Below are 10,893 nucleotides of genomic sequence, written 5' to 3' on the forward strand. Positions count from 1 at the left end.
TGAACATGAGGCGTCTTAGCGGCTGGTGTTGACGTCGAGGCGGGTGGGCGCAGGTCGGGGGTGGCGGGCGCGGTAGGTGCGGTTGGCTGCGCTGACGGCGGAGAAGGCGATGAAGGCGGCGGTGATGCTCCACAGCACGCCGGACATCACGCCGGTGGTGGCCATGGATGCGATGAGCAGGGCGGCGATGATGAGGTTCCGGATGAGCGCGCCGACGAGCGCGCCGCAGCCAGCGAGAAGGGCGACGCCGTCATCGTCCAGGTTGTGAGTGTTCATGCGGCCGCGCCTGCGGGGAGCCGCGGGGTGAACCACGGATTCGCCGCGGTGATGCGCGGAATCACAGCGGTGTCGATGCCTGTCTGGTCGGGCTGCGCAGCTTGGTCCCGGTGCCTGACCCCGCTCCAGGACTCCCGGTCGAACAGGCCGGAGTGCTCAGAGAGGAGTTGGTCGTAGATGGGTGTGCCGGCGTCGGCCAGCGTGGGCGGAGTGCTCGGGGGTGCGGTGTGGGCGATCATGCGCGGGAGCATCCCGGGCAGACGGGGTTAACGTCTGGCTCCGATTCGTCGCGCCAGACTTTCATCTTGGGTGGGCGCAAGGTTCACAATGGATCGCCACGACCGCGGGCCGCCACGGCATGAGTTGCTCGACCGCAAAGACGCAGATCAACAGCCCTGCCTTCGGCGTGTCGCGACACGCCGCCCGCCACTGTCGCCGCAGGTCAAAGCAACACAGCTCTGAGCGGCGACCAACCTCTGAGCTTTTGTCGAGAACACGCCGTTACTATTGCCGTAACTCGAAAAGCCCGGCCGCTGTGTCACCAGCTTCCGGGCCTCTTCGAGATGCTGCCCCGGCTGTGAGCCAAGGTCAGTACCTGCTAGTTCATCCAATGAGCAGCGTACGAGTTGTAGCAAGTTGGTGCAACGACCGCCACTCCGAGCCGGGCGACTTCCTTCCCGCTCTCGATTTCGGAGGCTGCGTTGAGTTCTCCCTTCAATCTGTCCATTTCGGTTCCCGCCGAGTGGGGAAAGCATCTGAAGGTCGTCATCATCACGATCGTTATCGTGGTGGCCGTTGCGTTGGGCGTCGACATCAACGGTCTGCCCTTCAGGGTTTGACCTGAGTCGCGTAAAAGGCCCCGCCAGCCATTTGGGTGGCGGGGCGCTCGCATAGTGCTCCGGCTCAGGCGATGCGAGCCGCTTTGTACTGGTCGTGGACGGCGCGGGGAATTCGGCCGCGCTCGTTGACGGGGATGTTGTGTGCTTTGGCCCATGCGCGGATGGCGCGGTCCTGCTCTCGACTCACGGACGACGTGCGCTTGGTGCCAACGCCCAAGGGTTTCGCCTGCTCGCGGTCGGTGACGAGCTGTTCGCCGTTCGGCGACATCCTTCCTTCTAGACGGTGTCGTGCCCTTGTCTTCGAGGTCGAAGATGGGGTTTGTTTTCCGGCCTAGGTGGCTGCAATGGCATGGAGCTCTGAGGTGAGGACGGGTGTGAACTCGTCGCGGGTGGCGTAGGTTGCGCGCTCGGCGACGGCGTGAAGGGCCTGCTGGCGAGCGAGGGAGACCAGGCGACTGTAGATGATGCCGGTGGCAGCCACAGCATCGTGAACCTTGTGGCCCTGAGTGAGGAGGAGTAGAGCGTAGGCGTAGTCGGGAGCGATGGCCTGGTGGGTGAGTTCTTCGGCCACGGCGGTCGTGATGTCGTGTCGTTCCACTGATCGATGGTGAGACACCCCGCAGATGCGCGGGGTGGCGAGATGCGGGGTGGTGATGATGAACCAGTTGTCAGAGGATGGTGGCGTAGTTCTCCTCCGCATTGCTGTCCGCGAGTTCGTCGAATAGGCCTCGGGTTATGGCCTGCCCGTTCTGCTCGACCAGGTACGGGGTCTGGAGATCGAGGCCGTTGTTGTTAAGGTCGCTGGCTGCGCGGCGGCAGTATCGTGGACGACCTCGAACAGGTCTTCCGCATCGACACCTCGGTGCTCGACGTAGCCGGTCAGGCCGTCGAATTCGAGGGCGACGTTCGCGAACGCCTCGCAGACCCTGTTGCGGTCGGCGATCAACCGGGTGAGGACTGCGCGGATGGCGGACCAGCCGGTGGTGGCGCTGGTGGTCTCCTTGAGGTCCACCAGGTCGATGGGGTCGGACTGGCAGATGCAGCCAGGGGCGAGGGTCACGCTGAGGATGAAGCCGTCCTCTTTAGTGATGTCTATAAGGGTCTTGCGTTGAAGGAGTCCTCCAGCGCGACGAGAGCGTCCGCCTCCTGGCCGTCGTGCTCGACAAGCACAGCCACAATCGCCAGATCCTTTCGGGCGATGACGAGATCCTGGCCCGTTCGTGCGCGGGTCGCGATCGGCGCGAGAGCCTGACGCAGGCGTGCCATCTGGCCGGCAAGGCGCTTGGTCTCCTGGTCTGCCTCGCTCGCCTGCAACCGTGCTTCGGCCTGGGCGACCCGAAGCGCGTCGATACGCCGGCGGGCGCGGATTCGAGAGCGGAGCAAGAGAATCAGCGCGATGTTGGTGCCGAGAACGTAGAGGGCCAGCGCGGTTCCGGGCGTCACGATGCCGGCTCGGGACGGCAGTGGCTTGGCTGTGGTGCAGACACGTGAGTCCTCCCGGCGGTGTCGGTTGGCCGGGAGGATGTCGGACAGCAACGGCTTACGTCTCGCCTCGATCGGATCGCTAGGCCGCGATCGGCGAAGCGGGTGGTCTGCTGCGGCGAACGGGCGGGTTGGCGCGCAAACCCCGCTGCTTCAGGTAGCGGCGAATGGTGGAGTCGCTGACGTGATGATTCGCCGCGATCTCCGCCACCGTGAGGCCCGCCTCGTGGTCGATGATCACTTGTGATACGGCGATGTTCTTGGGGCGATTCTGGGGGCGCCTGAGAGGGATCTCGGCAGCTGCGGCGATCTGCGAAATGCGTGCGGTGGTGAGCTTGAACTGGGCGGCGATGTCCTTCACGGGCGTGTCGTCGTCCTGGTAGAGCTCGATGATCCGCGCGTCGCGGGTATCGCGGTCGATGATCGGCATGGTGTTCTCCAGGCTGGGGGCCTGCCAATGGGTGCCGCACTGGCAGATGAGGTTGGGATCGTCGGTCGCGTCCGGGTATTGACCGGCGCAGGCCGGGCACAGGGGCGAGGCCGGTCGGCTGGTCACGGCTGGTGCTCGCGGATTCGAGCCGCGGCGAGCGCGGCGAGCGCGGCGAGCCAGGCGAGCATCACGGAGGGGATCAGCCATGGGCTGGCGCCGGTCGTGGCGACGAGGGCGAAGGCGGCGGCGGTGACCGCCCAGCCTGCCCAGAAGGTGACGTGCCGGATGGTCATGATGCGTTCCAGTCGGGGGCGGCGGGGGTGGGCGGCGAGTAGTGGAAGTCGAGGTAGTGGCGGTACCAACCGGCGTCGGCTGCTTGGTTGGTGGGTGCGGGCTGGCGGCGGCCGCGCAGGGGGCATCTGGGGATGCGGCACCAGAAGCCGGGCGTCCCCTTGGCAGGGCGCTGAGTGACGGCCAGGCCGCGAGGTGGCTGGGCGGTGGGCGCCGAGGCAGGTGTCTGGAGTGGCACGCGTTCACAGCCTTTCTGCGGGCCGCTTCGGCTGCAGACGAACGTGGTTCCCGTGAGTTCGGGCATGGGGGTGTAGAAGAAGCGGAGGGGGAAATCGGTGAGCTCGGCGAGCAGCTTGATCTGTTCCGGGGTCGGGCTGCGGGTGCCTTCCTCCCACTCGTCCACCATGGGTTCCTCGCCGCCGAGCGCCCGGTCCACCTCAGGGCCGTACAGCCCATGGAAGTCGAGGGCCCGGGTGATCCGTTGCGGGATCGGCTTGAGACGGCCGGCGGCGATGTCGTGTTCGAGCTGTTGCCGGGCGGCGGCCTGCTGGTGCTTGCGGCGGTCGGTCATGACGGCTCCCATCGCGGGGGCGGGAGGGCCGATCCCATCCGGCGTGCGGTGGGCGCTGGGCGATGATCCGCCATCCGGCCCCGCGCAGGCTGGAGCCGGACTCGCCGAGCCGGACCGCTTCGCAGGAGCCGTGCGTGCAGGAGTTCGGGCAGAGGGGGCCGTGGATGGTGGCGTGGTTGTAGGTGATCAGCCGGTCGAAGCCGAGGCCGTAGGTGATTGTCCGGGCGCGGCCGAACAGCATGCTTCCCACGTTGGGGGTGCCGTCCGTAGCCGAACGGGTGATCTCCAGTGTGTGGCCGTTGTCGTACATCCGGGCAACTGGCCTGCCGACGATGGCGACGCTGTGCAGGGTTCGGGTAGTGGTTCCGGCCACGCCGATCGAGAACACATGACCGCGGGGCGGCCGCAGATGGCGATGCCAGGCGTTGACGAAGGCGCACGCCTGCCGAAAGTTGACGGGCACGAAGCGCAGCACGATCTCAGTGGGGACGACCCCCGCCGGATGGGCGGGGGCGGTCGGGGTTGCGGTCACCATCGTGCGCTCCGGCGGAGGGAGGGGCCCGTGTAGCGGACGGTGATCGCGCCGTGAATGAGGCGATCGATGATGCGCGCGCCGTAGGTGTCTACGAGGTTGGGGTGGACGGGCCGGAGGTGCTCGGGCGTGTCCGTGAAGCCCATGCTGTCGTAGGGCAGGTTCGTGTTGACGACCAGCCGCGTTCGCTCCGCGGTGCGGTGGTCGATGATCCGCCAGAGCTGTTCCAGCCGCCAGTCGGTGACCATCTCGGCGCCGAAGTCGTCGAGAAAAAGCATGTCGCACTCGGTGGCGAACCGGTAAGTGATGTCCTCCCGGCCGGACGACGGCTGGAGTGCGCGGATGAGGTCGGGCACCCGGTAGTACTGCACCCATGCCGGGTCGGCCGCCTGGACGGCGGCGTTGGCGACGGCGAACCCGGTCCAGGTCTTGCCGGTGCCGACGTCGCCGACGAGCAGCAGCTTGGACGCGCCGGACGAGAGCCAGCCGGAGACGCGCCCGTCCGCGTCCTGGGTGGGTTTGAGCTTGTCGATGTGGGCGTCGGCGAACTCGGCGGGGACGTTGCTCTGCCAGGTCTCGCGGCGGCGGGCGCGGACTTCGGCGCGAACGTCGGCGGGATCGTCCTCGTAGCGGGCGGTCGGGCGGCCTTCGGCTTCCCACGCTTCCCGCACCCGGGCGGGCATGCGGGCCATGATCCGCTCCATGGGGTCCTTGACCGGGACGGCGATGGCGCTCATCCGAACATCTCCCTGCGTTCGTCCTGCTGCTCGGCCTGCGCGGAGCCTTCCGGCACGGCCTGGAGGTGGCGATTGTTGACGGGGCGGCCGCCGCCCTTTTGGGGGGCGGCGACGCCGCGGCGGCGGGCGATGGCGTTCTCCAGCCGCTTGACGGTCGGGAACCGCTCGCGTATGTCGTCGAGCGCCCACTTGATTTCGTTGACGGAGCATCCGCCTGCGAGGGCGCTTTCCACCATCTGGCGGAGGCCGGGAAAGGCGCTGGTGCGGCCGCGTCGGATGTTGGGCAGGTTCAGCGTGTCGCAGCGCTCCCACCATGCGGTGGCGACCTCGTTGGCAAGGTCGAACCGGAGTTGCTCTTCGGGCGTGCGTTCCTTCTTCGCCTTCGACGACTGCGTGGTCTGGTTCGGCGACTCGGTTGGCGGCGTCTCGACGCCGAGAAGGTCCTGCTGCTGCGCCTTGCCCGCAGGAGATGCCGACGAAGGAGGCATCTCCTGGTTTCTTTCATTGGTCTTCTGAGGGTTGGTCTTCTTATGCGTGCGATCTTCCGCATGCGGTTCATCCGCGTGCGGCTCAGCCGACATCGGAAAACCTGACGGCGGCTCCGAACTGGGGAGATCCGTGGCGTCGTCCGTTGTGCGATTTTCTGACGACGGCTCCGCGCTGGCCGCCTGGTACTCCTCCGGGCAGTCGGTGATCCAATAGTCGGTCTCGCCGAGCCGCCCGGTCGCTGGGTCGCGGTGCTGGGTACGGACGAGATAGCCGTACTTCTCCAACTCCTCGACGGCGCCGCGGATGGCGTGCACGCCCTCGGGCCCGAGTTCGACGAGCGCGGCGATGCTCGTCTGCCATCCCTCCTGGTGAGAAGCGAGCTCGACGAACAGGCCGCGTGCACGGCGGGAGAGCCTGCGGTCACGGGCGAGATCGTTGGATACCTGGACGAAGCGGTCGGCGCGCATGCGGCCACGCCGGATGACGGATTGGGCCGCGCCCGGGGATTTCTGGTTGGTGCTCATCGTGCGTGGGCCTCCCGGCCGGAAGGACGAGGAGGCAGCGTCAGCAGTGCTCGCGCTGCTGACTGGGCCGCAGCGTTGAGTACGCTCATGACGCCTCCTTGCGTTGCTGTGGAAGGTGGCTAGGGGGCATCCAGGGCCGTCAGAGCGTTGGCGCGCTCTGCCTGGCTGCGACGGCGGCTCCGCGCGGGGCCGCCGTTGTGGGTGAAGGACGGCGGGCATGGTCACCGAAGCCGCTGGGGCGGTGAAGGTGGGGCGAGTCGAGGTCAGAGGTCACGTGGGTCCTCCCGGGGGTGGGTGATCCCCCGAGGCGCGGTCCACGCGGGCACGCCCGCTCGCAGAAAGCGTTGATCGAGCGGTGGCCTCGTCGCGGACCACGCCTCCGGGGGAGATCACGCACCCCACCAAGAGCCGGACGCTTACGTCTGCCTACGACCGAGCAGGACGGATGTGATCTATGTCACGCGACGGCTGGGGCAGGGCACACATGCCAGTGGTCCGCGCACGGCGCAACCACGCACTCGTCAGCACCCAGCCGGTCGGCGTATGCCTGCGCGCCGCTCTCCTCGTCGAACACCGGAGCGGTGTCCGTCTGGCAACGCAGCCACGGCCGGCGAGCGCCGGAGACGTCCATCGCGCCGCCGATGTGGATGCCCTCGCAGGAATCACACCGATAGGTGTGCTTGCCCTCCCCTCGGTGCGCGCGTCGCACGACCCGGCGGGCAGCGCGTCGCGTGGCGTATCGGATCTTTCCGACCTTCAGGCACCGCACGAAGGAGATGCGGTCCCCCCACTTCACGACGCACTCTCCTGAACTGCGCTCCCGCCCTTGCGCCGCTCCCGCTCGCCCAGTCCGCCCCAGACGCCGTGAACGGCGCTAAGGCGGAACGCCCGGCCCAGGCACTCTTCCCGGACGCGGCAGCCTCCGCAGACGCCCTTGGCCTTGACCTCTGCTGCCTGCCCGGCCTCGGTGTCCGGAGCCGAGAGGGGGAAGAAGATCTCCGGATCGACGTCACGGCAGGCGGCACGGTCCATCCAGCTCATCGCGGTGTCCCTTCCGTGTCGGTCGTCGGCAGGCCCGGCAGGGTGGCCAGACCGGTCAGCAGGGCATGCGCCAAAGCGCGGATACGCTCAGGCGCGAGGACTTCGGCGACGAGCTGCTTGTCGAGATGCTTGAACGGGGTAGGGTCGCCCTTCTTGAGGCTCAGACCGGGCACTACCTCCCCGTGCCGGTCTACGGGCGCGCCAGCCTTCAGCGCGTGCTTCTTGATCTCGGCAACCACGGCGGGCGCCAAGATCTGCAACGCCAGTACGTTGTGCTGGTAGTGGGGAGACTTCGACGCCCACGCCACCAGGCGCGGATCGTCGGCGGCGAGCTCGGCGGTGGTCTTGCCGTCGTTCATCTGGGTGAAGCCGAGGCGGGTGCCGCCGATGTAGCCGCTCTGCCGGTCATCGACCGGCATGACGGGCTTACCGTCCGACGTGGTGGACGTCAGCCCGTCGTCGCCGAGCACGATCAGCGCCTTGGCGATCGACTCCAGCAAGCGTCCCGCCAAGTACAGGCTGGACGCGGCCTCACGGTCCTCCACAGCGGGCGCGGTGTCGGCTGTGGCCTGCTCGACGCCGGTCATGCCGCACCCGCCGTAACGTTCGGGGGCTGCCCGTATGGCAGGCCCAGGCTGGCGCGGCGCTGCTCGATCAGCCGGTACAGGTGGGCGTAGTCGGTTTGGCCAACCTGTCCGTCCGCTTTCTCCTGACGGAGATTGGCCTCGACCGTGTTGAGGTCCTCGGCCGCGTCTGGGCCCTGGGCGATGACCGCGACGCAGTGCGCCCATTGCGCCACGAACGTCTTGTCGTCAGGCACGTACTCCGGCGTCGGCAAGGCGTCATCCACTTCACCGACTTGCGAAGTGGGCTGCTCCGAAGTGGCCGTCCGGCGGGCAGGCCTGCGGTTCTCCTTCGCCGCCTGCTCCCCTTCCCGGAAGATCAGCGCACCGAGCGCCATCACCTGGTCATGCTGGTCGAGGACCGCCGCCCGCAACAGGTTGGCCGCGCCCGCCAGGCGGTGAAGTTCGCGCAGGTCGTCAGGGGTCATGGACGGGTCGAGCGCCTTGTCGCGAATGCCGATCACGTCCGGCAGCGGCTCCCCCCTTCCCAGCCACTCGGAGATCGCCTTGCCGAGATCCTCACCCGGCTCCTCGATCACTACGCCGGGCGGAACGTCCAGCACCCGCGACTTGGTCACGGTGCCTGCGTGCGCCATGTCCAGCGACAGCGTGAAGTGGAAATCGGCGTCGAAGTTGTTGCGCTGGTCCGGCTTCGTGCCGTACTTGACCACGGCCAACCGGCCCTCGCCCAGGTCCTGCACCTGGTAGTCCGTCTGAGTGCGCAGCGTCACGATGAGGTGTCCCGGGAAGGACAACAGGGCGTCGAACAGGTCCTGCTCAAGCTGGCGCGTCTCACCCCATGCCCGGTTGTTGTTGCCGTTGTACTTGGTCATGGTCAGGTGATCCACCTGCCACACCAGTCCGCCCCGGCCCGACCAGAACGCCGTGCCGGAGTCCACGATCAGCGTGGCGATCTGCTGCTCAGCGGCCACGGCGAGCGCCTCGATCAGCAGGTTCGGCTTGCCCGAGTGCATGGGCAGGTGAACGAAGTCGAAGTGCTCGGCGTACAGCGCGGCGGCGCCACGGTTGGCGTCTACGACACCAACCGGCCCGCCCATGCCCTGCGCCATTCGCAGCGAGGTCCACGTCATGCCGGACCCTGGCGGGCCCTGAACGACGACGCGCGATTTGAACGCCACGCGCCGTGGAGCCTCGAAAGCGAGGTTGCTCACGGTGAGTCCTTCCGGAAGTGCAGTCGAAGCCGGGGCCGCTCCCCTGCTCCGACTGCGGCTGACGTGCCGACCAGCCCGGCCAGCGGGTGGGACGCATGAAACCGTCCCACCCGACTTACCGTCCGAATCCGGCTACACATCAAAGAACAATACTGCATCTTTAGTTAGACTAGTCCTCTGTGCGGCACACCACAAGCCTCCGGTTTGATCACAGCGCCCTGGGAAAAGCCGACACTCGGCCCTAAAGTTGTGCCGAAGGCTCTACCCTTGAGCCGTCTTAGGAGCCCCCGCAGCTTCCCCAACCTCGGAGGTCCCGCCCCGTGTCACAAAACCCCGACCACCTGGCGATACGCGTTGCCCCCGACCTGAACGGCCGCCAAACAGCCCGCGTCGGCTACAGCAACGTCGCCAAGGAGATCGCCGACCACGCAGCCAGCAAGGTCACCACCCGGGACGACGCCCACGCCGCCCCCGGGGACATGATCGAGCACGCGCTCCACGCACAACGGATGGCGCTGGAGAACCTCCACCGCGCGATCACCGTTGAACGCATGAACGGCACCTCGTGGGAGACCATCGCCGGGAAGCTCCGACTATCCATCGCTCAGGTCCTTGACCAGTTCAAGCACTGCGACCTCACCCACCTGGCCGACACGAACGGCGAGAACGGCGTCTGGCGAGTCCTGGCCGAGACCTGCGTCGCGCCCGTCCCCGGGCTAGGCGACCCCCACCCCGGAAAAGTCGCGCTGGAACTCGACGACTGGTACAAGGCCTACGCCTCCGGGCAGCCCGGCGACCCAGCCGGCGCTGCCACCCCCAACCCAGTCACAGCCCACCTGTAGTCAGCCGCCGGCGGGGGCGGCCCCGGACATGAGTACGCCGCCCCCCGAAACGGGCTTCACGACAAGCGCGAGGAGCGGCCTCTACGCGACTGCCATCCGAACCGAGAGACGGCGTACCACCGGAAGGAAACCCAGGAGACCCTGCAAGGTCCTCCTCGAAGCTTCCAGCCGCCGAGTTTAGCCCTTACGGTCATCCCGCAGATACTCGTATCCCGTGTACGGCTCCCGCTCAGCCGCCGGCGACTCCGCCGGACCATCCGGCGTCGAGCTGGAGTTCGCCGCCGAGCCGTACGCCGGACCCGCCACGAAGCCGACGCTCAGCAGGAACTTGCCCAGCCACGCCAGAGACGGCACCTTCTCCAGCAGCCGCGCCACTGTGTAGTAGCCGCTGATCGCCAGGCCGGTGACGACCGTGGTCGCCGCGTCCACGTCCAGATCCAGGCCCTTCGACCCGAGAATCGCCGCGGCCGCGGCCACCCAGATCGGCACGTAGGTGCGCAGGTGACTCTTGAGGAAATCGGACATCGCTCTGCCCTCCATCGGGGGTCGTCGTTCATCGACCCCGGGAGGATGCCGACCCGACCGAGCTACCGTCCGCTCCCGCCTCACTTCCCCATCAGGTTGAAGATCAGCGTGATGATCAGGCCGCAGACCGTGATGCCCGTAGCAATCCACATGTTCGCCCGACGACTCTTCTCCGCCGCCTCCCGCCGGCCGGACAGGTCCTGCTCAACCAGCCGCAGCCGCGTCTCCTGATCATTCTGGCTAGATTCGAGATGCCCCACCCGCTGAGATACCAGCGCGCCCGAAGCGATCTGCCCCCGCCACTCCGCTGCTAGATCGCGAATCTCCGTGCTAAGCGCGTCGATCCGCCCCTCAACCCGCTGGATCAGCCGCGACAGCTCCCCCGTGGTCGGCTCCTGCTCCGTCATGCGTGCCCCCACACCCACTAGTCCGAAAATCGGAGAGTTAGCGGGCAGGCGGCAGCGGACCCTGGCGTGTGGTGGCGCGTCGGGGTTCGTGATCAGCGTGGCTGGTCAGGCA

The 10,893-nt window shown here is 67.5% G+C and carries 19 protein-coding genes and 1 pseudogene; 2 read left to right on the forward strand and 18 right to left on the reverse strand.

Features of this window, described 5'->3' with window-relative positions; all coding sequences use genetic code 11:
* Nucleotides 1-15: 15 nt before the first annotated feature.
* Nucleotides 16-276 carry a hypothetical protein gene (locus ACIBHY_RS29945; RefSeq protein ID WP_397094037.1) on the reverse strand — a complete coding sequence of 87 codons (261 nt, stop codon included), beginning with the start codon at nt 274-276 and terminating at the stop codon, nt 16-18.
* Nucleotides 273-515 (reverse strand): hypothetical protein, encoded by a 243-nt coding sequence (locus tag ACIBHY_RS29950; RefSeq protein WP_397308411.1) that lies wholly within the window; start codon nt 513-515, stop codon nt 273-275. Before ACIBHY_RS29950 ends, ACIBHY_RS29945 begins: the two co-directional genes overlap by 4 nt.
* A gap of 462 nt (nt 516-977) precedes the next feature.
* Here ACIBHY_RS29950 and ACIBHY_RS29955 point away from each other — a divergent pair, with 462 nt between their 5' ends.
* Entirely contained in the window at nt 978-1,115 is a 138-nt protein-coding gene (locus ACIBHY_RS29955; RefSeq protein WP_397308412.1) for a hypothetical protein, read from the forward strand.
* Between the two features lie 64 nt (nt 1,116-1,179).
* Here ACIBHY_RS29955 and ACIBHY_RS29960 read toward each other — a convergent pair whose 3' ends face one another.
* The 14 genes and pseudogenes from ACIBHY_RS29960 to ACIBHY_RS30025 all read right to left on the reverse strand — a co-directional run bounded on the left by ACIBHY_RS29960 (nt 1,180) and on the right by ACIBHY_RS30025 (nt 9,007).
* A complete protein-coding gene (locus tag ACIBHY_RS29960) occupies nt 1,180-1,383 on the reverse strand; it encodes a histone-like nucleoid-structuring protein Lsr2 (RefSeq protein ID WP_397308413.1) in 204 nt (67 codons plus the stop codon).
* 63 nt (nt 1,384-1,446) lie between these two features.
* Complete coding sequence (locus ACIBHY_RS29965) at nt 1,447-1,713, reverse strand: hypothetical protein (protein WP_397308414.1); 267 nt, start codon at nt 1,711-1,713, stop codon at nt 1,447-1,449.
* Nucleotides 1,714-1,848: 135 nt separating this feature from the next.
* Nucleotides 1,849-2,175, reverse strand: coding sequence for a hypothetical protein (locus tag ACIBHY_RS29970; RefSeq protein WP_397308415.1), 327 nt, complete (start codon nt 2,173-2,175; stop codon nt 1,849-1,851).
* 32 nt (nt 2,176-2,207) lie between these two features.
* Nucleotides 2,208-2,651: a hypothetical protein gene (locus tag ACIBHY_RS29975; protein ID WP_397308416.1), complete on the reverse strand. Its 444-nt coding sequence runs from the start codon at nt 2,649-2,651 to the stop codon at nt 2,208-2,210.
* A 28-nt stretch (nt 2,652-2,679) separates the two neighbouring features.
* A complete protein-coding gene (locus tag ACIBHY_RS29980; RefSeq protein ID WP_397308417.1) occupies nt 2,680-3,153 on the reverse strand; it encodes a hypothetical protein in 474 nt (157 codons plus the stop codon).
* Nucleotides 3,150-3,320, reverse strand: coding sequence for a hypothetical protein (locus ACIBHY_RS29985; protein WP_397308418.1), 171 nt, complete (start codon nt 3,318-3,320; stop codon nt 3,150-3,152). The genes ACIBHY_RS29980 and ACIBHY_RS29985 overlap by 4 nt, the downstream gene beginning before the upstream one ends.
* Nucleotides 3,317-3,889, reverse strand: a complete 573-nt coding sequence (locus ACIBHY_RS29990; protein WP_397308419.1) for a hypothetical protein — start codon at nt 3,887-3,889, stop codon at nt 3,317-3,319. The genes ACIBHY_RS29985 and ACIBHY_RS29990 overlap by 4 nt, the downstream gene beginning before the upstream one ends.
* 178 nt (nt 3,890-4,067) lie before the next feature.
* Nucleotides 4,068-4,424, reverse strand: a pseudogene (locus tag ACIBHY_RS29995) (XF1762 family protein); the annotation flags it as partial.
* On the reverse strand, nt 4,418-5,158 hold the full coding sequence (locus ACIBHY_RS30000; protein WP_397094017.1) for an ATP-binding protein: 741 nt from the start codon (nt 5,156-5,158) through the stop codon (nt 4,418-4,420). The pseudogene ACIBHY_RS29995 and the gene ACIBHY_RS30000, both read right to left, overlap by 7 nt.
* Nucleotides 5,155-6,171: a hypothetical protein gene (locus ACIBHY_RS30005; protein ID WP_397308420.1), complete on the reverse strand. Its 1,017-nt coding sequence runs from the start codon at nt 6,169-6,171 to the stop codon at nt 5,155-5,157. The genes ACIBHY_RS30000 and ACIBHY_RS30005 overlap by 4 nt, the downstream gene beginning before the upstream one ends.
* Before the next feature lie 457 nt (nt 6,172-6,628).
* Nucleotides 6,629-6,967 carry a hypothetical protein gene (locus ACIBHY_RS30010; RefSeq protein ID WP_397308421.1) on the reverse strand — a complete coding sequence of 113 codons (339 nt, stop codon included), beginning with the start codon at nt 6,965-6,967 and terminating at the stop codon, nt 6,629-6,631.
* On the reverse strand, nt 6,964-7,212 hold the full coding sequence (locus ACIBHY_RS30015) for a WhiB family transcriptional regulator (RefSeq protein ID WP_397308422.1): 249 nt from the start codon (nt 7,210-7,212) through the stop codon (nt 6,964-6,966). The genes ACIBHY_RS30010 and ACIBHY_RS30015 overlap by 4 nt, the downstream gene beginning before the upstream one ends.
* On the reverse strand, nt 7,209-7,799 hold the full coding sequence (locus ACIBHY_RS30020; RefSeq protein WP_397308423.1) for a hypothetical protein: 591 nt from the start codon (nt 7,797-7,799) through the stop codon (nt 7,209-7,211). Before ACIBHY_RS30020 ends, ACIBHY_RS30015 begins: the two co-directional genes overlap by 4 nt.
* Entirely contained in the window at nt 7,796-9,007 is a 1,212-nt protein-coding gene (locus ACIBHY_RS30025; RefSeq protein WP_397308424.1) for an AAA family ATPase, read from the reverse strand. Before ACIBHY_RS30025 ends, ACIBHY_RS30020 begins: the two co-directional genes overlap by 4 nt.
* 320 nt (nt 9,008-9,327) lie before the next feature.
* On the opposite strand from ACIBHY_RS30025, the gene ACIBHY_RS30030 reads away from it, so the two are divergent.
* Entirely contained in the window at nt 9,328-9,849 is a 522-nt protein-coding gene (locus tag ACIBHY_RS30030; RefSeq protein WP_397308425.1) for a hypothetical protein, read from the forward strand.
* Nucleotides 9,850-10,026: 177 nt separating this feature from the next.
* Here the strand turns inward: ACIBHY_RS30030 and ACIBHY_RS30035 are convergent, their stop codons facing one another.
* Nucleotides 10,027-10,374, reverse strand: a complete 348-nt coding sequence (locus ACIBHY_RS30035) for a hypothetical protein (protein WP_397308426.1) — start codon at nt 10,372-10,374, stop codon at nt 10,027-10,029.
* 80 nt (nt 10,375-10,454) lie between these two features.
* Nucleotides 10,455-10,781, reverse strand: coding sequence for a hypothetical protein (locus ACIBHY_RS30040; protein WP_397308427.1), 327 nt, complete (start codon nt 10,779-10,781; stop codon nt 10,455-10,457).
* Between the last annotated feature and the right edge of the window lie 112 nt (nt 10,782-10,893).

The organism is Nonomuraea sp. NPDC050547 (assembly GCF_044457345.1).
Lineage (GTDB): Bacteria > Actinomycetota > Actinomycetes > Streptosporangiales > Streptosporangiaceae > Nonomuraea.

Excerpts from the sequence above, each read along its gene's own strand:
- ACIBHY_RS30015 (WP_397308422.1), bottom strand. The coding sequence starts at position 7,212 with ATGAGCTGGATGGACCGTGCCGCCTGCCGTGACGTCGATCCGGAGATC.
- ACIBHY_RS29945 (WP_397094037.1), bottom strand. The coding sequence starts at position 276 with ATGAACACTCACAACCTGGACGATGACGGCGTCGCCCTTCTCGCTGGC.
- ACIBHY_RS29950 (WP_397308411.1), bottom strand. The coding sequence starts at position 515 with ATGATCGCCCACACCGCACCCCCGAGCACTCCGCCCACGCTGGCCGAC.
- ACIBHY_RS30000 (WP_397094017.1), bottom strand. The coding sequence starts at position 5,158 with ATGAGCGCCATCGCCGTCCCGGTCAAGGACCCCATGGAGCGGATCATG.
- ACIBHY_RS29960 (WP_397308413.1), bottom strand. The coding sequence starts at position 1,383 with ATGTCGCCGAACGGCGAACAGCTCGTCACCGACCGCGAGCAGGCGAAA.
- ACIBHY_RS30035 (WP_397308426.1), bottom strand. The coding sequence starts at position 10,374 with ATGTCCGATTTCCTCAAGAGTCACCTGCGCACCTACGTGCCGATCTGG.
- ACIBHY_RS29990 (WP_397308419.1), bottom strand. The coding sequence starts at position 3,889 with ATGACCGACCGCCGCAAGCACCAGCAGGCCGCCGCCCGGCAACAGCTC.
- ACIBHY_RS30040 (WP_397308427.1), bottom strand. The coding sequence starts at position 10,781 with ATGACGGAGCAGGAGCCGACCACGGGGGAGCTGTCGCGGCTGATCCAG.
- ACIBHY_RS30005 (WP_397308420.1), bottom strand. The coding sequence starts at position 6,171 with ATGAGCACCAACCAGAAATCCCCGGGCGCGGCCCAATCCGTCATCCGG.
- ACIBHY_RS30020 (WP_397308423.1), bottom strand. The coding sequence starts at position 7,799 with ATGACCGGCGTCGAGCAGGCCACAGCCGACACCGCGCCCGCTGTGGAG.
- ACIBHY_RS29985 (WP_397308418.1), bottom strand. The coding sequence starts at position 3,320 with ATGACCATCCGGCACGTCACCTTCTGGGCAGGCTGGGCGGTCACCGCC.